This window comes from Enterobacter sp. I4, assembly GCF_022669095.1.
Classification (GTDB): domain Bacteria; phylum Pseudomonadota; class Gammaproteobacteria; order Enterobacterales; family Enterobacteriaceae; genus Enterobacter; species Enterobacter pasteurii.
Genome location: NZ_JALBUO010000002.1, coordinates 659,346 through 677,846 on the forward strand (window position 1 = coordinate 659,346; position 18,501 = coordinate 677,846).

Below are 18,501 nucleotides of genomic sequence, written 5' to 3' on the forward strand. Positions count from 1 at the left end.
ATTTGCAGAAACAGCGCATTGATTTTAAAACTAAATTTCAAAACGGTTAGAGTTTACTTATTGACCTTGCGAGTATTCTCACAAAAACACATTGTCGCTGCGGCTCGCCTTTCCTATTTTTCGGTCATCACGCTTTTTGGCTGAAATTAAGGTGAGACATGGAGAAGGTACGTTTTGGCATTATTGGTATAGGTAATATCGGTACGGTTCACGCGCGCTATTTACTGGCCGGTACCGTCAGCGACGCCTGCCTGACCGCGGTGTGCGATAACGCGGTGGATAAGCATCCCGCCATTCGTCAGCTGGTTGGCACCCTTCCGCTGTTCAGTGACGCGCAGGAGATGCTCCAGAGCGGGCTTATCGATGCGGTCATTGTCGCTACGCCGCATTACGACCATCCGCGCCTGTCGATGCTGGCGATGCGTCACGGCGTTCATACCCTGTGCGAGAAGCCGGCAGGCGTTTATACCGCGCAGGTGCAGGAGATGAACGCCTGCGCCCGCGAGTGCGACGTGGTGTTCGGCATCATGTATAACCAGCGGCCCAACCCGCTGTATCAGAAAGTGAAAGATCTGATCGACAGCGGCGAGCTGGGCGAGATCCGCCGCTCCAACTGGATCATCACCAACTGGTATCGCTCGCAAAGTTATTACAACTCCGGCGGCTGGCGCGCCACCTGGAAAGGCGAAGGCGGCGGCGTGCTGCTCAATCAGGATCCGCATCAGCTCGATCTGTGGCAGTGGCTGGTGGGCATGCCGGTTCGTCTGCGCGCGTTTTGCCAGTTCGGCAAACATCGCGATATCGAAGTGGAAGACGAGGTCACCGCCTATGCGGAGTACGCCAACGGCGCGACCGGCGTGTTCATTACCACCGTCGCGGAAACGCCGGGTACCAACCGCCTGGAGATCGTGGGCGATCGCGGCAAAGTCGTCGTTGAGGAAGGGAAACTGCGCTACTGGCGGCTGCGCGAATCGGAAACCGCGTTTAACGCCCGCTGGCAGAATGGCTTTGGCGAGCCGGAATGCTGGGAAGTCACCCTCCCCGTAGCCCCTGAATACAGCGAGCATCACGTTATCACCGCCAACTTCTGCGCCGCCGTGCTGCGCGGCGAACCGCTAATTGCGCCGGGTCTGGACGGCATTCGCGGCTTAACGCTCTCAAACGCTATGCACCTCTCGACCTGGACCGACGACTGGGTTGAACTGCCGCTGAATGAAAAACAGTATCTGCGCCTGCTTCAGCAGCGCATCAGCACCTCTGTAGATAAAGGGGCCGCCAGCATCACGCTGGACGCCTCGGGCAACTGGTAACGCCGGAGAAAATCGATGCTAAATGTCGCCATTGTGGGAACGGGCAACATTGCCCATAACCATATTCAGGGTTATTTGCAGTTTGGACAGCGCTGCCGGATTGTCGCGCTGGTTGATATCTACCCGGAGAAAGCGGAGGAGAAAAAAGCGCGCTACGGCCTGACGGAGGCACGCGTGTTCGCCAGCCATCAGCAGATGCTGGAAGAAACGGTCGCGCTGGACATCGTTGACGTCTGCACCCCGCCCTATGTTCATGCGCAAATCAGCATTGATGCGCTGCGTGCGGGCCGCCATGTGCTGTGTGAAAAACCGATGGCCGCCTCGCTGGAGGAGTGCGACGCGATGATCGCCGCACAGCAGGCCAGCGGAAAAATGCTCTCGGTTATTGCCCAGAACCGCTTCACCGATGCCTTCTGGCGCTTAAAAGCGGCGGTGGATTCCGGCCTCGCCGGGAAGATCTGCCATGCGCAGGTAGATTCGTTCTGGTGGCGCGGGCACTGCTACTACGACCTGTGGTGGCGCGGCACGTGGGAAAAAGAGGGGGGCGGCTGCACGCTTAACCACGCGGTGCACCACATTGACGCCATTCAGTGGATGCTCGGTTTTCCGTCTGAGGTGGTGGCGATGATGAGCAACGTGGCCCACGATAACGCCGAGGTGGAAGATCTTAGCGCCGCGATATTTAAATACCCCAGCGGCGCGCTCACGCAGCTTACGGCTTCGGTGGTGCACCACGGCGAAGATCAGAAAATCATTATTCAGGGCGATAAGGCGCGCATCTCCGCGCCGTGGCAGGCTTTTGCCAGCGTAAGCGCCGACAACGGGTTCCCGCAGGAGACCAGTGACGCTGAACGCGAAGCGCGGCTAAACGCCGTGTTTCAGGAGACACCCAGGCTCGCATGGACGCTCCACGCCGGGCAGATTAACGACCTGCTCCAGAGCATTGAGCGCGGCACGGCCCCGCTGGTGGACGGCGTGCAGGGTAAGCGCTCGCTGGAGCTGATAACCGCAATTTACAAGTCGGCCATCACCCGCAGTATCGTCGCCTTACCCATCCGCAGCGATGACCCGTTCTACCTGACCGGCGGCATTAATGCCCTCGCCCCCCGTTTTTATGAAAAATCCGCAAGCGTCACCAGCTTCAGCGAAGTGGGCGCTATCCCTCTGGGTAAAGATCTGGATCGAGGACTGTAACCATGAACAAGAATGACGGAATGAACTACGCGCCGGTCGGCAAACCGCAGCCGGTGGTACAGGCGGGTGAATTTGTGTTTGCCGCCGCCGCGCTCGACCACGGGCATATCTACGGCATGTGTAACGGCCTGATTGAAGCAGGCGCCACGCTGAAGTGGGTGTACGATCCCGACCCGGCCAACGTGGATAAATTCATCCAGCAGTACCCGCAGGCGAAAGTCGCGGAGTCGCTGGAGGTGATACTCAACGACGACGAGGTGCGTCTGGTCGCGGGTGCCGCCATCCCCTCCGAACGTTGCGCGCTGGGGCTGAAGGCAATGGCGGCGGGCAAAGACTACTTCACGGACAAAGCGCCGCTCACCACGCTGGAACAGCTGGCCGATGCCAAAGCGATGGTGGAGAAAACCGGGAGAAAATACGCGGTCTACTACAGCGAGCGCCTGCACGTGGAAAGCGCGGTCTTTGCCGGGCAGCTGGTGCAGCAGGGGGCGATTGGTCGCGTGGTGCAAACCCTTGGCACGGGGCCGCACCGGGAAGGCACGGGCCGACCGGCGTGGTTTTACGATCGTCGCTACTTTGGCGGCATCCTGTGCGATATCGGCAGCCACCAGATCGAGCAGTTCCTGTTTTTTACCGGCAACAGCGATGCCCGCGTGGTGGCCAGCCAGGTGCGCAACGTTAACCACCCGCAGCATCCGGCCTTCGAAGATTTTGGCGACGCCATGATTAAAGGGGCAAACGGCGCCAGCGGCTATTTCCGCTGCGACTGGTTCACCCCTGACGGGCTCTCCACCTGGGGCGATGGTCGCCTGACGCTGCTCGGTACCGACGGCTATATCGAGATCCGCAAGTATGTCGATCTTACCCGTGGCGAGCAGGATGTGGTCTACCTCGTCAATAAGGAGGGCGAGTTCCGCTATCCGGTCGCCGGGCAGGTCGGGTTCCCGTACTTTGGCGCCCTGATCCTCGACTGCCTGCACCGCACCGAAAATGCCATGACCCAGGCTCACGCGTTCAAGGCGGCCGAGCTGTGCGTGAAGGCGCAAATGCTCGCCAATGCGGCCGGGTAAGGGGGCGAGATGACACACCTCAACGCGGCGATTATCGGCGCCGGGGCCATTCACGGCTGCCACGTGAATGCCCTGAGGCAACTCCCCAACGTGGCCCTGCGCGCGCTGGCAGACACTGACAGCGTCAAAGGACTGACGCTGGCGATGAACTATCGGTGCCGCTTTTATCAGGATTACCGGGAAATGCTGCTGGATGAAAGTATCGATGTGGTGCATATCTGCACGCCCCACTTCGAACATAAAAATATGATTCTGGCGGCGCTGGCCGCCGGGAAGCATGTTTTTTGTGAAAAACCGGTGGGCATGAACAGCAGCGAGCTTGCGGACATTGCCGCCGCCGCCGCGCAGGCGCCCGGCAGGCTCGGCGTCTGCTACCAGAACCGGCTCAACCCTACCAGCCTGCGCATTCGCAAGGAGCTGGCGGAGGGCGGGCTGGGCAGGATGTTAAGTATCAAGGCCGTACTCACCTGGTCCCGCTCTGGCGCGTACTACACGGAAAGCCCGTGGCGTGGAAAGCTGGCAACGGAAGGCGGAAGCCTGCTGATCAACCAGGCGATCCATACTCTCGACCTGATGCAGTGGTTCGGCGGTGGCGTGACGCGGCTGAAGGGGGTGGTCGACTGCGGTGAGCTGGCCGACGTCACGGAAGGGGAAGACAGCGCGATGGCCACGCTGCACTTCGCCAACGGGGCCCGCGGCCTGTTTTATGCCAGCAACTGTCACACCGCGGACTCCCCCCTCTGGCTGGAGATCCGCTGCGAACGCGGCTCGCTGTTGCTAAACGACAACACCCTGTGGCGCATAACGCCCGACGAGCGGTTTCGTCTTGAAAGCGATGCTTCTCCCGACGGCACGGCGAAAAGTTACTGGGGATTAGGACACCAGCAGGCCATTCGCCGTTTTTATCACGCCATTCGTCACCCGGAGAATACGGATTTTATCGATATCCGTACCGCCGGAATATCACTCAGGCTCGTGGAGGCTTTTTATCGATCGTCTCAGCTAAGGCAATGGATTGATATTAATAATCAGAACGTCACGTGTAGTCCAGCAGTGAAATAAAAAAACAACCTCTACATCTACCCTACACTGGATATTATTATGGTTAAACCAACTGAACGCAGAGTGGGTTATGGCGTGGCGCTTGGCTACGGCATAACCGACCTCTTTGGCGGAGGCGCTTTCGCCATTATCGGCACCTGGCTGCTATTTTTTTATACCACCTACTGCGGATTATCCGTCGTAGAAGCGGGCTCAATATTTGCCATAGCCCGCGTCATTGATGCGTTATTAAGCCCGATAATGGGGTATATCACCGATAATTTCGGCGATACCTGGCTTGGGCGTAAATTTGGCCGTCGCCGCTTCTTCTTATTACTCAGCTCCCCGCTCATGTTCCTGTATGCCCTGCTGTGGCTGACGGATATGGGCTACTGGTATTACCTGGGCACCTACCTTTCTATCGAGCTGCTGTCGGCGATGGTGCTGGTGCCATGGGAGACCCTCGCCGCTGAAATGACCAACCGCTATGAAGAGCGCAGCCGCCTGTCCGGCGTACGTATGATCTGCTCCCAGCTGGGCGGTTTTCTTGCGGTGTCGGTCCCCGGCGTAATTATGCATTTTACCGGCAAGGATAATTCATTTACCTATACGCTGACCGGCCTGATATTTTCCTGCGTCTTTTGTATTGCGGTATTTATTACCTGGTACACCACCTGGGAAGCAAAAGACGTGCATCAGGAGTCGGACTTTAAGGTGGATACCCGGCGCAGCAGCGGAATAGGTAATCACCTGAAATATCTGGTTCTGGATCTCTTTTCGTCATTCCGTATTCGCGCGTTCCGCCTGCATATTCTGATATATATTTTTTCCTTCACCGCGATGGACGTATTTGGTTCAGTATTTACCTATTACGTAGTCTATTGCCTGAGCCAGGACGCGGCAGCGGTGTCCGGCTGGCTGAGTATTGCGGCGTTTGCCTCCGTGCCGGGCACGTACGGATTTATGCTGCTATTGAACAGGCTCAACATAACCCCTTCCGCCGCGCTGCGCCTCTCGTATGGCTGCATCTTTCTGGTGCTGGCGTTCCTGTTTACGGTCTATCTCACTGAAACACAGGTGCCGACGCTGCTGTTCTCCGCCGTCTTTATCCTGCTGGGAGCCGCCCGATCCGGCCTTTATTACATCCCGTGGAATATTTACAGCTTTATTCCGGATATCGACGAAATCGTCACGCAGCAGCGCCGGGAAGGCATTTTTGCCGGCGTGATGGTGCTGACGCGCAAAAGCACCGTCGCGATTGCCATCATGATTATCGGCCTGGTGTTGCAGGAGTCCGGCTTTGTGAAAGGCAGCGGCGCGCAGCCTGAAAGCGCCCTCGGGGCGATAATCGGCCTGATGATTTTTGCCACCGCCGCGCTGCTGGCCGTGAGCTTTTTCACTACCTACAAATTCAAGCTGACCCGTGAAACGCACAAGGTGCTGCTCAAGGAGATCGCCCGTCGGAAGCTGGGTGGCGATTACCGCGACTGTGACGCCAACACCCGCGTGGTCATAAAGCAGCTTACGGGCTACGAGTACGATCAGGTCTGGGGCGGCGAAGCTACCCGCCAGGCGGTGGGAGATGTTAGCTTAACCCCCGTAAAATAACGCCCTTGCGCCGGATCGGCCCTGTGCCGGTCCGGCTTTTTTTGTCGAAAACGTGACCTCTGGCAGATTTACATCTCTTTACGCTATACTACCGCTGAAATAATCGGCTCAACGCTACGAGCTGAGTTCAATGTGTCTTCACACGAATGGTATCAACTCCCCTTCTGAGGATCTGGCGTTACGCCGGATAAACTATGTTAAACAGTATTTTAGTAATACTTTGTCTCATTGCCGTCAGCGCATTTTTCTCGATATCTGAGATCTCGCTGGCCGCCTCCCGTAAAATCAAACTGAAGCTGCTTGCCGACGAGGGCAACATCAACGCATCACGCATTCTGAAAATGCAGGAAAATCCCGGCATGTTCTTTACCGTGGTGCAGATTGGCCTGAACGCGGTCGCCATTCTTGGCGGTATCGTGGGCGATGCAGCATTCTCCCCGGCGTTTTATAGCCTCTTCGTTAACTACATGTCAGCAGAGCTGGCCGAGCAGCTGAGCTTCATCCTCTCCTTCTCGCTGGTCACCGGTTTGTTCATTTTGTTCGCGGACCTGACCCCGAAACGCATCGGTATGATTGCGCCAGAAGCCGTGGCTTTGCGTATCATCAACCCGATGCGCTTCTGTCTGTACGTCTTCCGCCCGCTGGTGTGGTTCTTTAACGGCCTGGCAAACGTCATTTTCCGCATCTTCAAGCTGCCGATGGTGCGTAAGGACGACATCACCTCCGACGATATTTATGCGGTGGTGGAAGCCGGCGCGCTGGCCGGCGTGCTGCGCAAGCAGGAACACGAACTCATTGAGAACGTTTTCGAACTGGAATCCCGTACCGTTCCCTCTTCCATGACCGGCCGTGAAAACATCATCTGGTTCGATCTGCATGAAGATGAGCAGAGCCTGAAGACCAAGGTGGCGCAGCATCCGCACTCCAAGTTCCTGGTCTGTAACGAAGATATTGACCATATCATCGGCTATGTTGACTCCAAAGATCTGCTGAACCGCGTGCTGGCGAACCAGAGCCTGGCGCTGAACAGCGGCGTGCAGATCCGCAACACCCTGATTGTGCCGGATACCCTGACGCTCTCCGAAGCGCTGGAAAGTTTCAAAACCGCCGGGGAAGACTTTGCGGTGATCATGAATGAGTACGCGCTGGTGGTAGGTATTATTACCCTCAACGACGTCATGACGACGCTGATGGGCGACCTGGTCGGCCAGGGGCTGGAAGAGCAAATTGTGCAGCGTGACGAGAACTCATGGCTGATCGACGGCGGTACGCCGATTGAAGACGTGATGCGCGTGCTGGATATCGACGAGTTCCCGCAGTCCGGAAACTACGAGACCATCGGCGGCTTTATGATGTTTATGCTGCGTAAAATCCCAAAACGCACCGACTCGGTGAAGTTCTCAGGCTACAAGTTTGAAGTGGTGGATATCGATAACTACCGCATCGACCAGCTGCTGGTGACGCGTATTGACAGCAAACCGACCGTGCTGGTGCCGAAACTGCCGGACGCGGAAGAGAAGGTGTCGGCGTAATCTTTGAAGGGCAGCGATGAGCTGCCCTTTCTATTTAAAAACGTAAGCTGTCGTTTATTTAACCAACATGATTTTTTAAGTCATTAGAAGGGGGATGAGTTGAGATAAATAAAGACGGAGCCTGCCAGATTTTTAAATTTAAAAATATCCCCACTTACTTTAAGGAAGATAGATCTGTCTTCAATGCTAATCTTTACGCCGGGATCGGTGGTAACAAGAAAAGGTTCATAACCGTTTTTAATGTCTTCTAAAAAAACCTCATCGGTCTTCCGTGCTGAATAAACATAATATTTGTAAACGAAAGCAGTCGTCGCACCCGCGCTGCTTTCCGTAACGTAGAGCATAGACGTATCCGCTACGGTATGCCGATAAACTATTGTCTGTTCCAGGTAAAAATAGTCTCCAGACATGCGCCAAAGTCCATATCCTATAATAGCTAACATAGATAATACGAATATGTTCTTATTTTTAAAAACCTGATCACGATGCATCATATTTCCAGTCCTTTTCCATGCGCAACGGCTTCTCTTCTCAGCCAACAGTAAAAGATCGGCTATTTACTACACGCTTATAAAAGTAGAGGGATATTCTTTATGCCATGGATAATAAGACCAATAACGATCCAGGATTTTAATGTTTTATATCAATTTTTAAGTACTGAAAAAGATTTTAAGATTAACTTCATCAATTCACGGTTATACCCGTTGAGACCAATAACACCAGGTCAAAACTCCCGGCTTTAGGGTATGCCTCTCAACTGGCCCCACAAACATCAACGGCTCCCATCGGGAGCCGTCTTTTTAACTACTGCATAGCACGTTGGTTAAGCCATCTCAGTCTGCAGACGCATAACCTGGCGGTTGACTTCGGACATCACAGACAGGTGCTGTTTGTCCTTCACTTTCGGGATAAGGATTTTCCCCTTATCGAACTCAAAAGCGCCAACATCCTTGATGTACAACCGTCCACGGAACAGGATCTTCACGTACTTCGCCACCTGAAGCGGGTTGTAGCGTTGGAAAATTTTCATTCTTGTATCTCCTGCGAATCATACGCTCTTGCGGTGCCACAATCGGCCCGACTGTCCTGAGCGCAAATTTTGATGCCCAATGACTATAGACCAGAACCTCGTACTTACCCAGTGTGCATAAGTTTATTTACCGTTTGATTACAATTATTCAGAATAATCTTTGCAAACCGTGATGCAGAGCAGTATATGCCGTCGTTTTTGCATGGATATGTGCGTTCGCCCGCAAACTGGCATCGGGATTGCGGGAAAAGCCCATTGATCGCACTTATGATTAAAGCGCATGACCAAGTGGTCGGATCACCTGCTCACAATAAGGAAACACCATGACCCTACGTAACATCCTGGCAGCAGCTTGCCTGTTGCTGCCTCTGATGGCATCCGCACATAACATTGAAAAAGGACAACGCGTTCCGCCCGTCGGCATTGCTGACCGGGGAGAATTGATTCTCGACAATGATAAGTTTAGCTATAAAGCCTGGAATAGCGCGCAGCTCGCGGGCAAAGTGAGAGTTGTACAACATATTGCCGGTCGTACATCCGCAAAAGAGAAAAACGCGACACTCGTGGAGGCGATCAAGTCAGCAAAATTCCCTCACGACCGCTATCAGACCACCACCATCGTGAACACCGACGATGCCATTCCCGGCTCCGGGATGTTTGTGCGTTCAAGCCTGGAGAGCAATAAGAAGCTCTATCCGTGGTCGCAGTTTATTGTCGACAGCAACGGCGTGACGCGTAAGGCCTGGCAGCTGGAAGAAGAGAGTTCAGCGGTTATCGTGCTGGATAAAGAGGGCCGCGTAGCGTGGGTCAAAGACGGCGCGCTGACCCAGGATGAGGTGCAGCAGGTGGTTGCCCTGCTGCACAAGCTGCTGGCTCAGTAAAGTGATACCCGGAAGCCCGGGTTCAGGAATGACTCGCGCGGGGTGTAATCCAGCGGCTTGCCCTGCCAGTCATGCACATGCGCACCGGCCGCAGCGGCAACGGCATGGCCCGCTGCGGTATCCCAGACGTTCGTTGGCCCAAAACGGGGGTACAGCTGCGCCTGCCCTTCCGCCACCAGGCAGAACTTCAGCGACGAGCCAATCGACGTGGTCTGATGTTCACCCAGCTGCTGCAGGTACTCCTCCAGCTCGCTGTCGCTGTGCGAGCGGCTGATCACCACCAGCGGTGGACGCGCGTCGCGCACCTGAATCTGCTTACGTACCCCGCACTCTTCCTTCCAGGCCCTGCCTTCCGCCGCGCTGTACATCACCTTCATCACCGGTGCGTAAACCACGCCGAGCACCGCTTTCCCGTTTTCAATCAGGGCGATATTCACGGTAAATTCACCGTTACGCTTGATGAACTCTTTGGTGCCGTCGAGCGGATCCACCAGCCAGTAACGCTGCCAGTGCTGACGTTCGTCCCAGCTCTGGGGCGCTTCTTCGGAAAGGACCGGGATGTCCGGCGTCAGCGCCTGTAAGCCTTTCAGGATCACCGCATGCGCTGCGATATCCGCCGCCGTAACCGGAGAGTCGTCCGCCTTGCTGACAACGTCCATCGGCTGCGCACCGTCGTACACCTGCATGATGGCATCACCCGCATCCCGTGCGAGCTGACAAATCTTATCTAACATTCTCCACCTCTTCGTTAACGCAGTGGGCATAACTTATTGTTTTAGTTATATCGTAATGTGAACAATTCCGCTATCTGTGAAGCAATTCTGGTTTCAGGGGCCTTTTTTCTGGCAGCATTCACACTTCTGTAAGCAATAAAATATACATACATATTCTTTTGTGGCTTGGATCGAAAAAAGGACTCCTCAGATGATTAAGTTTAGCGCAACGCTCCTGGCAACGCTGATTGCGGCAGGCGTTCAGGCAGCGACGGTGGATCTCCGCATTCTGGAAACCACCGATCTGCACGGCAACATGATGGACTTCGATTACTACAAAGATACGCCAACCGAAAAATTCGGCCTGGTGCGCACGGCAAGCCTGATTAACGCCGCTCGCGGTGAGGTAAAAAACAGCGTGCTGGTGGACAACGGCGATTTGATTCAGGGCAGCCCGCTCGGCGATTACATGGCGGCGAAGGGGCTGAAGAAAGGTGAGATCCACCCGGTCTATAAGGCGATGAATACGCTGGACTATGCCGTCGGCAACCTGGGCAATCACGAATTTAATTACGGGCTAAAATACCTGCACGACGCGCTGGCAGGGGCTAAATTCCCGTACGTTAACGCCAATATCATCGACGTTAAAACCCAGAAGCCGCTGTTTACCCCTTATCTGATTAAAGAGACCGACGCCGTCGATCGGGACGGTAAAAAACAGACGCTGAAAATCGGCTATATCGGCTTTGTACCACCGCAGATCATGACGTGGGATAAAGCCAACCTCGACGGTAAAGTGACCGTAAACGATATTACCGAAACCGCGCGTAAGTACGTGCCGGAGATGCGCGCGAAAGGCGCAGACCTGGTGGTGGTTGTCGCCCACTCGGGCCTCTCCGCCGATCCGTATCAGGCGATGGCCGAAAACTCCGTTTACTACCTCAGCCAGGTGCCGGGCGTCGATGCGATCCTGTTCGGCCACGCCCACGCGGTCTTCCCGGGCAAAGATTTCTCCGGAATCAAAGGCGCAGACATCGAAAAAGGCACGCTCAACGGCGTACCGTCCGTGATGCCGGGCATGTGGGGCGATCATCTTGGCGTGGTGGATCTGGTGCTGAATAACGACGGCGGAAGCTGGAAAGTCACGCAGTCGAAAGCGCAAGCGCGTCCGATTTATGACGTCGCCGCGAAAAAATCCCTGGCCGCAGAAGATAAACCGCTGGTTGACGTGCTGAAGCACGATCACGACGCCACGCGTGAATTTGTCAGCAAGCCTATCGGTAAATCAGCCGACAACATGTACAGCTTCCTGGCGCTGGTGCAGGATGACCCGACCGTGCAGGTGGTAAACATGGCGCAGAAAGCCTACGCCGAACACTTTATTCAGGGCGACCCGGACCTGGCAAAACTGCCGGTGCTGTCTGCCGCCGCGCCGTTCAAGGTGGGCGGCCGCAAGAACGATCCGGCCAGCTACGTTGAGGTGGAAAAAGGCCAGCTGACCTTCCGCAACGCCGCCGACCTCTATCTTTATCCCAACACCCTCGTCGTGGTGAAGGCCACGGGGAAAGAGGTGAAGGAGTGGCTGGAGTGCTCCGCCGGGCAGTTTAACCAGATCGACCCGCACAGCAGCAAGCCGCAGTCGCTGATTAACTGGGACGGCTTCCGCACCTACAACTTCGACGTGATCGACGGCGTGGAGTATCAGATTGATGTAGCCCAGCCCGCCAGATATGACGGCGAGTGCCAGACGATAAACCCGCAGGCGGAGCGCATCAAAAACCTGACCTTCAACGGTAAGGCCATTGACCCGAATGCGACCTTCCTGGTGGTGACCAATAACTATCGCGCCTATGGCGGTAAGTTCGCCGGAACGGGCGACAGCCATATCGCCTTTGCGTCCCCGGATGAGAACCGCTCGGTGCTGGCGGCGTGGATCGGCGCAGAGTCTAAAAAAGCGGGTGAAATTCATCCGGCGGTGGATAACAACTGGCGTCTGGCGCCCATCCACAGCGACACAACGCTGGATATTCGCTTTGAGACCTCACCGTCCGATAAGGCAGCCGCGTTTATTCAGGATAAAGCCCAGTATCCGATGAAAAAGGTCGCGACGGATGACGTTGGCTTTGCGATTTATCAGGTCGATTTGAGCAGGTAAAAGCAAAACGGCAACGCACGTTGCCGTTTTTAACGTTTGTTCCCTCTCCCGCGGGAGAGGGTCAGGCTGAGGGCATCAGGCCGCGCGCTCGTCCCGGTTCGCCAGCACCTGCGGCGTATTCACCTCAATCCAGTCCGCCAGCGCGGCCACTTTCTCGCTTACCTCAACGCCCAGCGGCGTCAGGCTATACTCCACATGCGGCGGCACGACCGGATACGAGACGCGATCGACAAATCCGTCCTGCTCCAGCGCCTGAAGCGACTGGGCCAGCATCTTCTCGCTGACGCCGCCCATCTTGCGGCGCAAGTCGCTGAAGCGGTGCGTGCCCTCGCGTAATGCCACCAGGATCAGCACGCCCCAGCGGCTGGTTACGTGTTTGAGCACCTCCCGGGAGGGGCACTGTTCGGCAAAAAGATTCCCGTCACGCATTTGCTCGGTGAGCGTTGGTATCGTCATTTTAATACTTACCTTTTTGTGCGTACTTACTAAAAGTTAGTTATGGTGCTAGTGTGCCACAACACCAGACAAACACGAAGGAGATTCATCATGATCGCAATTACCGGCGCTACCGGCCAGCTTGGCAAACTCGTTATTGAACAGCTTCTGAAAACCGTTCCGGCCAGCCAGATTGTGGCTATCGTGCGTAACCCGGCGAAAGCCGACGCGTTGAGTCAGCAGGGGCTCGACGTGCGTCAGGCGGACTACACCGATGAAGCCGCCTTCACCACCGCGCTGAACGGCGTGGATAAACTGCTGCTCATCTCCTCCAGCGAAGTGGGCCAGCGCGCCGTACAGCATCAGAACGTGATTAACGCTGCCAAAGCGGCAGGCGTGAAGTTCATCGCCTACACCAGCCTGCTGCACGCGGATAACTCCCCGCTGGGCCTGCACGCAGAGCACGTTGAAACCGAAAATGCGCTGGCGGCCTCCGGCGTGCCTTATGCCCTGCTGCGCAACGGCTGGTATACCGAAAACTATCTGGCGAGCGCGCCGCCAGCCCTCGAGCACGGCGTGTTTATTGGCGCGGCGGGTGACGGCAAAATAGCCTCCGCGACCCGTGCGGATTACGCGGCGGCAGCGGCGAAAGTCATTTCTGAAGAGGGCCATGCAGGCAAGGTCTACGAGCTGGGGGGCGACCACGGCTGGACGCTGAGCGAGCTGGCGGCGGAACTGAGCAAGCAGAGCGGCAAGCCGGTGGCTTATCAGAACCTGAGCGAAGCGGATTTCGCCGCCGCGCTGAAGGGCGCAGGGCTGCCTGCCGGGCTGGCGGATATGCTGGCGGACTCCGACACGGGCGCGTCCAGAGGCGGCCTGTTTGACGACAGCCGTACCCTGAGCAGGCTGATTGGCCGTCCGACGACGCCGCTGGCGGAAAGCATCAAAGCCATTCTGTAATTGTTAAGAATCGGTTATTTTTTGTGGCATCCCCCTGGGTCATCTCTGATAATAAAGCGATGACCCACAAGGAGGCTCACCGTGCAAGGCGTACCGGAACAGTTTACTGATGAGAGAGACAGCGCGCGCTTTCGCCATCTGGCGCAGCTGCCCGGTCTTGAGCTTTATCATGCCCATATCTCTGACTACGCCTTCGAGCCTCATACCCATGAAGCCTTCGGCATCGGCACCATCGAAACCGGTGCCGAGCGCTTTCGCTATCGCGGGACCCAGCATCTCGCCGCTGAAAAATCCGTTGTCACCATGAACCCGGACGAGATCCACACCGGAGAGTCAGCAACCGAGGGCGGCTGGCGCTATCGGATGGTTTATCTCGAACCCGATCTGCTGGAGGAGGTCACCGGCCTGCGCCACTGGTGGTTTAGCGACGTAACCCGCCATGACCCGCTGCGCTCGCAGCAAATCGGCCAGCTGATTTACGGCCTGTGGCATACGGACGATCCGCTGGCACAGAAGGGGTTATTGCTGGATTTGATTCAGACTTTTCAGCCGCTGGCCCACCATGCGCCGGTCGTTAACGAAGGCGCGCACCGCTTCGAACGCGTTCGCGACTATCTGCACGATAACTATATGCGCTCGCTTACCCTGGACGAGCTGGCTAACGTCGTCTCGCTCAGCCCGTACCATTTTCAGCGTCAGTTCAAAGCCCATTTTCACGTTACCCCGCATCAGATGCTGATGGCCATTCGCCTGTGGCGCGCCAAAGCGTTCCTTACGCACGGCATGCCTGCCGCCGAAGTGGCCGCCGCAACGGGGCTGACCGATCAGTCGCACCTGACCCGCGCCTTTACCCGCCGCTACGGCATTACGCCCGTGCGCTACCAGAAGCAGGTTGCCAGGCGCTGATGCGCAATCTCATACAATACGCGCGCGCGTCCGCCTCCTACACTGGTTACAAAATAAATCACTGTGGATGAGAAGATGATTAGCGGCGTGTTGTATGCCCTGCTTGCGGGTTTAATGTGGGGGCTGATTTTCGTTGGCCCGCTGATTGTGCCGGAGTACCCGGCGATATTGCAGTCTACCGGACGCTATCTGGCGCTGGGGCTGATTGCAGTGCCGCTGGCGTGGCTGGGACGGGCGCGTTTGCGTCAGCTTGGTCGTCAGGACTGGATCACCGCGCTGGCGCTGACCATGACGGGTAATCTTATCTACTACGTCTTTCTGGCGAGCGCCATTCAGCGCACCGGCGCGCCGGTTTCCACCATGATTATCGGTACGCTGCCGGTCGTGATCCCGGTTTTCGCGAACCTGCTTTACAGCCAGCGTGACGGCAGGCTGGCGTGGTCAAAAATGGCGCCGGCGCTGGCCTGCACCGCTGTGGGGCTGGTGTGCGTTAATATCGCCGAGCTGCGCCACGGTCTGGAGGATTTCAGCTTGTGGCGCTACGGTTCGGGTATCCTGTTAGCGTTCATCTCGGTGGCGTGCTGGGCCTGGTATGCCCTGCGCAACGCGCGCTGGCTGCGGGAGAACCCGGACAAACACCCGATGATGTGGGCCACGGCGCAGGCGCTGGTGACGCTCCCCGTCTCGTTAGTGGGCTATGTCGGCGCGTGTATCTGGCTGGGCAGCCAGCAGCCGGCGTTTACCCTGCCCTTTGGGCCGCGCCCGTGGGTGTTCGTCGGGCTGATGGTCGCCATTGCCGTGCTGTGTTCATGGGTGGGCGCGCTGTGCTGGAACGTGGCCAGCCAGAAGCTGCCGACGGTGATCTTGGGGCCGCTGATTGTCTTCGAAACCCTGGCCGGGCTGCTCTATACCTTCCTGATGCGCCAGAGCGTGCCGCCGCTGTTAACGGCCTGCGGGATCGCGCTGCTGGTCCTTGGAGTGGTGATTGCGGTGAGAGCGAAGCCGGAAAAACCGAGGATCGTTCCGGCTTCGGAGACGTGATTCTTGCCGGGTGGCGCGAACGCCTACCCGGCACTGGGTTAAAACGTTTCCCAGTTCGCTTCAGACGCTGACGCTACGGGCTGTGCCCTGGCTGCAACGCTTTTCACCGGGGCTGCCTTCACCGCCTGGCTGCGGGTAATTTTAAATACCGCCACCGCTTCGTTAAGACGCGCCGCCTGGTCTTCCAGCGCTGCCGCCGCTGCCGCAGATTCCTCCACCAGCGAGGCGTTCTGCTGGGTGACGCGATCCATCTCCGCCACGGCCTGACCTACCTGGTCGATACCGCGGCTCTGCTCGTCGGACGCAGAAGCAATCTCGCCCATAATGTCCGTTACGCGCGTAACCGCACTGACGATTTCCGCCATCGTCGCGCCCGCCTCATTCACCAGCTGAGAGCCTGCGTTCACGCGCTCGCCAGAATCGTCGATCAGCGCTTTGATCTCTTTCGCCGCCTGAGCGCTGCGCTGGGCCAGGGTACGCACTTCGCCCGCAACCACCGCAAAGCCGCGGCCCTGTTCGCCCGCGCGCGCGGCTTCTACCGCCGCGTTCAGCGCCAGGATGTTGGTCTGGAAGGCAATACCGTCGATCACGTTGGTGATCTGCGCTATTTTGCTGGAGCTGGTGGCGATTTCATCCATTGTGCGCACCACGCCTTCCACCACGTTCCCACCCTTCTTCGCGGTGGAGGAGGCATCCAGCGCCAGGCGGGAAGCCTGACGCGCGTTATCGGCGTTTTGCTTCACGGTAGCGGTCAGCTGCTCCATGCTGGCGGCGGTTTCTTCCAGCGACGCGGCCTGCTGCTCGGTACGGGAAGAGAGATCGTTACTGCCGGCAGAAATTTCACCCGCGCCGGTGTAGATGGTGTCTGCGCCTTCACGCACCACGCCCACCGTGTTGGCCAGCGCGGTTTGCATCTCCTGGACGTTACGCGCCAGGATCGCCATTTCGTTTTTCCCCTCAGCCTGAACCGGCTGGGTTAAATCCCCTGCTGCAATGGCGCGGATGTGATTAATCACCTCTTCCAGCGGCAGCAGCAGCACGCGGCGCATCGCAACCCAGCTGGAAATAATCACCGCGATCACCAGCAGCATCACCGCAGAAAGGATCCACAGAATGCGCTTGTAGTCGCTTTCATTGTCCTTGATGCCTTTCGCGGTAAGCGCGGCCTGCGCCTCACGCCACTCGTGATAGACCTTCTGCATCGCTGTCTGTTTCTGCTCCGCATTTTGCTTGAACATATCTTCCAGATTACCCTGGCCCAGCAGGACGTTCATTTGCGTCAGCGTGGCGGAGTAAATGCGGTACTGTTCTTCCAGCCTGTCGGCCAGGCGCTCATCCAGCCCCGGGGTTTCCGGCAGCGCGTAGTACGTATCGTAGTGGGCCTGCGCGTCGGCCAGCAGGTTTTTCGTGGTATTCACCAGCTCGTTCAGCTGGCCGCCGTTAATTTGGGAAGCCATGCTGCTTTGCAGGCGCAGCATGCCGCGGTTCAGGGTGACGCGCGCCTGGTTCAGGCTAATCCATGCATCGGTAAACTCCGCCACGTTCTGGCTGGAAATCTGAGAAACGGTGAAGTTCTCTTTATCGTTATTGAGCGCGTTAATGAAAATGCCGGCGGAGATCAGTTGCATAATGCCGAGCACAAGCAGCACCGAAATCAGAAGAGTAATCACTTTTATACGTTTAAACATGCGTTGCCTTTTTATATGCAGGTTTGTCTGACGTGTATCTATCGGCACGCGCGGCGGGTTGTTTACTGTTTCTCCACCTTTAAAAACTTTCTAAAGCCCTTTTCTGCATTCAATCAGCAGCTTAAAAGCGCTCTTTTTTTTGTGAGCACCCTCTCATTTTTACCCTTGCCACTAAAGGGTTATAGTATCGGCTTAAAGATGCATTTAAAATGCATCTTATATTACTGATGATGAGGTAACGACTATGGCCTTCCGCGATCAACCCCTGGGCGAGCTGGCGCTCTCCATCCCTCGCGCTTCTGCGCTGTTCCGCAAATACGACATGGATTACTGCTGCGGCGGTAAGCAAACGCTGGCGCGCGCGGCGTCGCGTAAAGAGCTGGACGTGGAGGCTATCGAAGCGGAGCTGGCGCTGCTGGCCGAACAGCCTGTCGATAAAGACTGGCGCACCGCGCCGCTTGCTGAGATCATCGACCATATCATCGTGCGTTACCACGATCGTCACCGCGAACAGCTGCCGGAGCTAATTTTGCAGGCGACCAAAGTCGAGCGCGTTCACGCCGACAAACCCTCCGTACCGCGCGGTCTGGCAAAATACCTGACCATGCTGCACGAAGAACTTTCCAGCCACATGATGAAAGAAGAGCAGATCCTCTTCCCGATGATTAAACAGGGAATGGGTAGCCAGGCGATGGGGCCTATAAGCGTGATGGAAAGCGAGCATGATGACGCCGGCGAACTGCTGGAAGTGATCAAACACACCACCAATAACGTCACCCCGCCGCCAGAAGCGTGCACTACCTGGAAAGCGCTGTACAACGGCATTAACGAGACGATCGACGATCTGATGGAACACATCAGTCTTGAGAATAACGTTCTGTTCCCGCGTGCACTGGCCGGGGAATAAAAAAGGCCGCTGCGGCCTGATGCCCCCTCC

At 56.7% G+C, this 18,501-nt stretch carries 17 protein-coding genes; 12 read left to right on the forward strand and 5 right to left on the reverse strand.

Going from position 1 to position 18,501, the window contains the following annotated elements; translation table 11 throughout:
- The first annotated feature begins 158 nt into the window (after positions 1-158).
- The 6 genes from MOQ06_RS15430 (at position 159) to MOQ06_RS15455 (ending at position 7,755) form a co-directional block, all read left to right on the forward strand.
- Positions 159-1,310 (forward strand): Gfo/Idh/MocA family oxidoreductase, encoded by a 1,152-nt coding sequence (locus MOQ06_RS15430; protein ID WP_242173852.1) that lies wholly within the window; start codon positions 159-161, stop codon positions 1,308-1,310.
- 15 nt (positions 1,311-1,325) lie between these two features.
- Complete coding sequence (locus MOQ06_RS15435; RefSeq protein ID WP_242173854.1) at positions 1,326-2,504, forward strand: Gfo/Idh/MocA family oxidoreductase; 1,179 nt, start codon at positions 1,326-1,328, stop codon at positions 2,502-2,504.
- Positions 2,505-2,506: 2 nt separating this feature from the next.
- Positions 2,507-3,574 (forward strand): Gfo/Idh/MocA family oxidoreductase, encoded by a 1,068-nt coding sequence (locus MOQ06_RS15440; RefSeq protein ID WP_148421917.1) that lies wholly within the window; start codon positions 2,507-2,509, stop codon positions 3,572-3,574.
- Between the two features lie 9 nt (positions 3,575-3,583).
- Entirely contained in the window at positions 3,584-4,636 is a 1,053-nt protein-coding gene (locus MOQ06_RS15445) for a Gfo/Idh/MocA family oxidoreductase (RefSeq protein ID WP_242173857.1), read from the forward strand.
- 39 nt (positions 4,637-4,675) lie between these two features.
- On the forward strand, positions 4,676-6,223 hold the full coding sequence (locus MOQ06_RS15450) for an MFS transporter (protein WP_242173858.1): 1,548 nt from the start codon (positions 4,676-4,678) through the stop codon (positions 6,221-6,223).
- A 194-nt stretch (positions 6,224-6,417) separates the two neighbouring features.
- Entirely contained in the window at positions 6,418-7,755 is a 1,338-nt protein-coding gene (locus tag MOQ06_RS15455) for a hemolysin family protein (protein WP_148421912.1), read from the forward strand.
- Positions 7,756-7,838: 83 nt separating this feature from the next.
- On the opposite strand, the gene MOQ06_RS15460 is transcribed toward MOQ06_RS15455, so the two are convergent.
- Positions 7,839-8,249, reverse strand: a complete 411-nt coding sequence (locus MOQ06_RS15460; protein WP_242173861.1) for a hypothetical protein — start codon at positions 8,247-8,249, stop codon at positions 7,839-7,841.
- A gap of 329 nt (positions 8,250-8,578) precedes the next feature.
- On the reverse strand, positions 8,579-8,785 hold the full coding sequence (locus tag MOQ06_RS15465; protein ID WP_003856054.1) for a DUF1107 domain-containing protein: 207 nt from the start codon (positions 8,783-8,785) through the stop codon (positions 8,579-8,581).
- A 323-nt stretch (positions 8,786-9,108) separates the two neighbouring features.
- Here MOQ06_RS15465 and MOQ06_RS15470 point away from each other — a divergent pair, with 323 nt between their 5' ends.
- A complete protein-coding gene (locus MOQ06_RS15470) occupies positions 9,109-9,666 on the forward strand; it encodes a YtfJ family protein (protein ID WP_176608883.1) in 558 nt (185 codons plus the stop codon).
- On the opposite strand, the gene cysQ is transcribed toward MOQ06_RS15470, so the two are convergent.
- Complete coding sequence (cysQ, locus tag MOQ06_RS15475; protein WP_242173863.1) at positions 9,660-10,400, reverse strand: 3'(2'),5'-bisphosphate nucleotidase CysQ; 741 nt, start codon at positions 10,398-10,400, stop codon at positions 9,660-9,662. The genes MOQ06_RS15470 and cysQ overlap by 7 nt on opposite strands.
- A 190-nt stretch (positions 10,401-10,590) precedes the next feature.
- Here cysQ and MOQ06_RS15480 point away from each other — a divergent pair, with 190 nt between their 5' ends.
- Positions 10,591-12,534, forward strand: a complete 1,944-nt coding sequence (locus tag MOQ06_RS15480; protein WP_242173865.1) for a bifunctional 2',3'-cyclic-nucleotide 2'-phosphodiesterase/3'-nucleotidase — start codon at positions 10,591-10,593, stop codon at positions 12,532-12,534.
- Positions 12,535-12,609: 75 nt separating this feature from the next.
- On the opposite strand, the gene MOQ06_RS15485 is transcribed toward MOQ06_RS15480, so the two are convergent.
- Entirely contained in the window at positions 12,610-12,990 is a 381-nt protein-coding gene (locus MOQ06_RS15485) for a helix-turn-helix domain-containing protein (protein WP_242173866.1), read from the reverse strand.
- Positions 12,991-13,080: 90 nt separating this feature from the next.
- Here MOQ06_RS15485 and MOQ06_RS15490 point away from each other — a divergent pair, with 90 nt between their 5' ends.
- The 3 genes from MOQ06_RS15490 to MOQ06_RS15500 all read left to right on the forward strand — a co-directional run bounded on the left by MOQ06_RS15490 (position 13,081) and on the right by MOQ06_RS15500 (position 15,876).
- Positions 13,081-13,929, forward strand: coding sequence for an SDR family oxidoreductase (locus MOQ06_RS15490; protein ID WP_242173868.1), 849 nt, complete (start codon positions 13,081-13,083; stop codon positions 13,927-13,929).
- 81 nt (positions 13,930-14,010) lie between these two features.
- The gene (locus MOQ06_RS15495) at positions 14,011-14,835 is read left to right on the forward strand and encodes an AraC family transcriptional regulator (protein WP_242173871.1); all 825 of its coding nucleotides are present in this window, start codon (positions 14,011-14,013) and stop codon (positions 14,833-14,835) included.
- Between the two features lie 75 nt (positions 14,836-14,910).
- Complete coding sequence (locus tag MOQ06_RS15500; RefSeq protein ID WP_242173874.1) at positions 14,911-15,876, forward strand: DMT family transporter; 966 nt, start codon at positions 14,911-14,913, stop codon at positions 15,874-15,876.
- A gap of 38 nt (positions 15,877-15,914) precedes the next feature.
- Here MOQ06_RS15500 and MOQ06_RS15505 read toward each other — a convergent pair whose 3' ends face one another.
- The gene (locus MOQ06_RS15505; RefSeq protein ID WP_242173876.1) at positions 15,915-17,564 is read right to left on the reverse strand and encodes a methyl-accepting chemotaxis protein; all 1,650 of its coding nucleotides are present in this window, start codon (positions 17,562-17,564) and stop codon (positions 15,915-15,917) included.
- A gap of 244 nt (positions 17,565-17,808) precedes the next feature.
- On the opposite strand from MOQ06_RS15505, the gene ytfE reads away from it, so the two are divergent.
- Complete coding sequence (gene ytfE / locus MOQ06_RS15510) at positions 17,809-18,471, forward strand: iron-sulfur cluster repair protein YtfE (RefSeq protein WP_176608889.1); 663 nt, start codon at positions 17,809-17,811, stop codon at positions 18,469-18,471.
- Positions 18,472-18,501: the final 30 nt, after the last annotated feature.

Bases quoted from the DNA above. Each gene is read 5' to 3' on its own strand.
- MOQ06_RS15430 (WP_242173852.1), top strand. From the start codon at position 159: ATGGAGAAGGTACGTTTTGGCATTATTGGTATAGGTAATATCGGTACG.
- MOQ06_RS15435 (WP_242173854.1), top strand. From the start codon at position 1,326: ATGCTAAATGTCGCCATTGTGGGAACGGGCAACATTGCCCATAACCAT.
- MOQ06_RS15440 (WP_148421917.1), top strand. From the start codon at position 2,507: ATGAACAAGAATGACGGAATGAACTACGCGCCGGTCGGCAAACCGCAG.
- MOQ06_RS15445 (WP_242173857.1), top strand. From the start codon at position 3,584: ATGACACACCTCAACGCGGCGATTATCGGCGCCGGGGCCATTCACGGC.
- MOQ06_RS15450 (WP_242173858.1), top strand. From the start codon at position 4,676: ATGGTTAAACCAACTGAACGCAGAGTGGGTTATGGCGTGGCGCTTGGC.
- MOQ06_RS15455 (WP_148421912.1), top strand. From the start codon at position 6,418: ATGTTAAACAGTATTTTAGTAATACTTTGTCTCATTGCCGTCAGCGCA.
- MOQ06_RS15460 (WP_242173861.1), bottom strand. From the start codon at position 8,249: ATGATGCATCGTGATCAGGTTTTTAAAAATAAGAACATATTCGTATTA.
- MOQ06_RS15465 (WP_003856054.1), bottom strand. From the start codon at position 8,785: ATGAAAATTTTCCAACGCTACAACCCGCTTCAGGTGGCGAAGTACGTG.
- MOQ06_RS15470 (WP_176608883.1), top strand. From the start codon at position 9,109: ATGACCCTACGTAACATCCTGGCAGCAGCTTGCCTGTTGCTGCCTCTG.
- cysQ (WP_242173863.1), bottom strand. From the start codon at position 10,400: ATGTTAGATAAGATTTGTCAGCTCGCACGGGATGCGGGTGATGCCATC.
- MOQ06_RS15480 (WP_242173865.1), top strand. From the start codon at position 10,591: ATGATTAAGTTTAGCGCAACGCTCCTGGCAACGCTGATTGCGGCAGGC.
- MOQ06_RS15485 (WP_242173866.1), bottom strand. From the start codon at position 12,990: ATGACGATACCAACGCTCACCGAGCAAATGCGTGACGGGAATCTTTTT.
- MOQ06_RS15490 (WP_242173868.1), top strand. From the start codon at position 13,081: ATGATCGCAATTACCGGCGCTACCGGCCAGCTTGGCAAACTCGTTATT.
- MOQ06_RS15500 (WP_242173874.1), top strand. From the start codon at position 14,911: ATGATTAGCGGCGTGTTGTATGCCCTGCTTGCGGGTTTAATGTGGGGG.
- MOQ06_RS15505 (WP_242173876.1), bottom strand. From the start codon at position 17,564: ATGTTTAAACGTATAAAAGTGATTACTCTTCTGATTTCGGTGCTGCTT.
- ytfE (WP_176608889.1), top strand. From the start codon at position 17,809: ATGGCCTTCCGCGATCAACCCCTGGGCGAGCTGGCGCTCTCCATCCCT.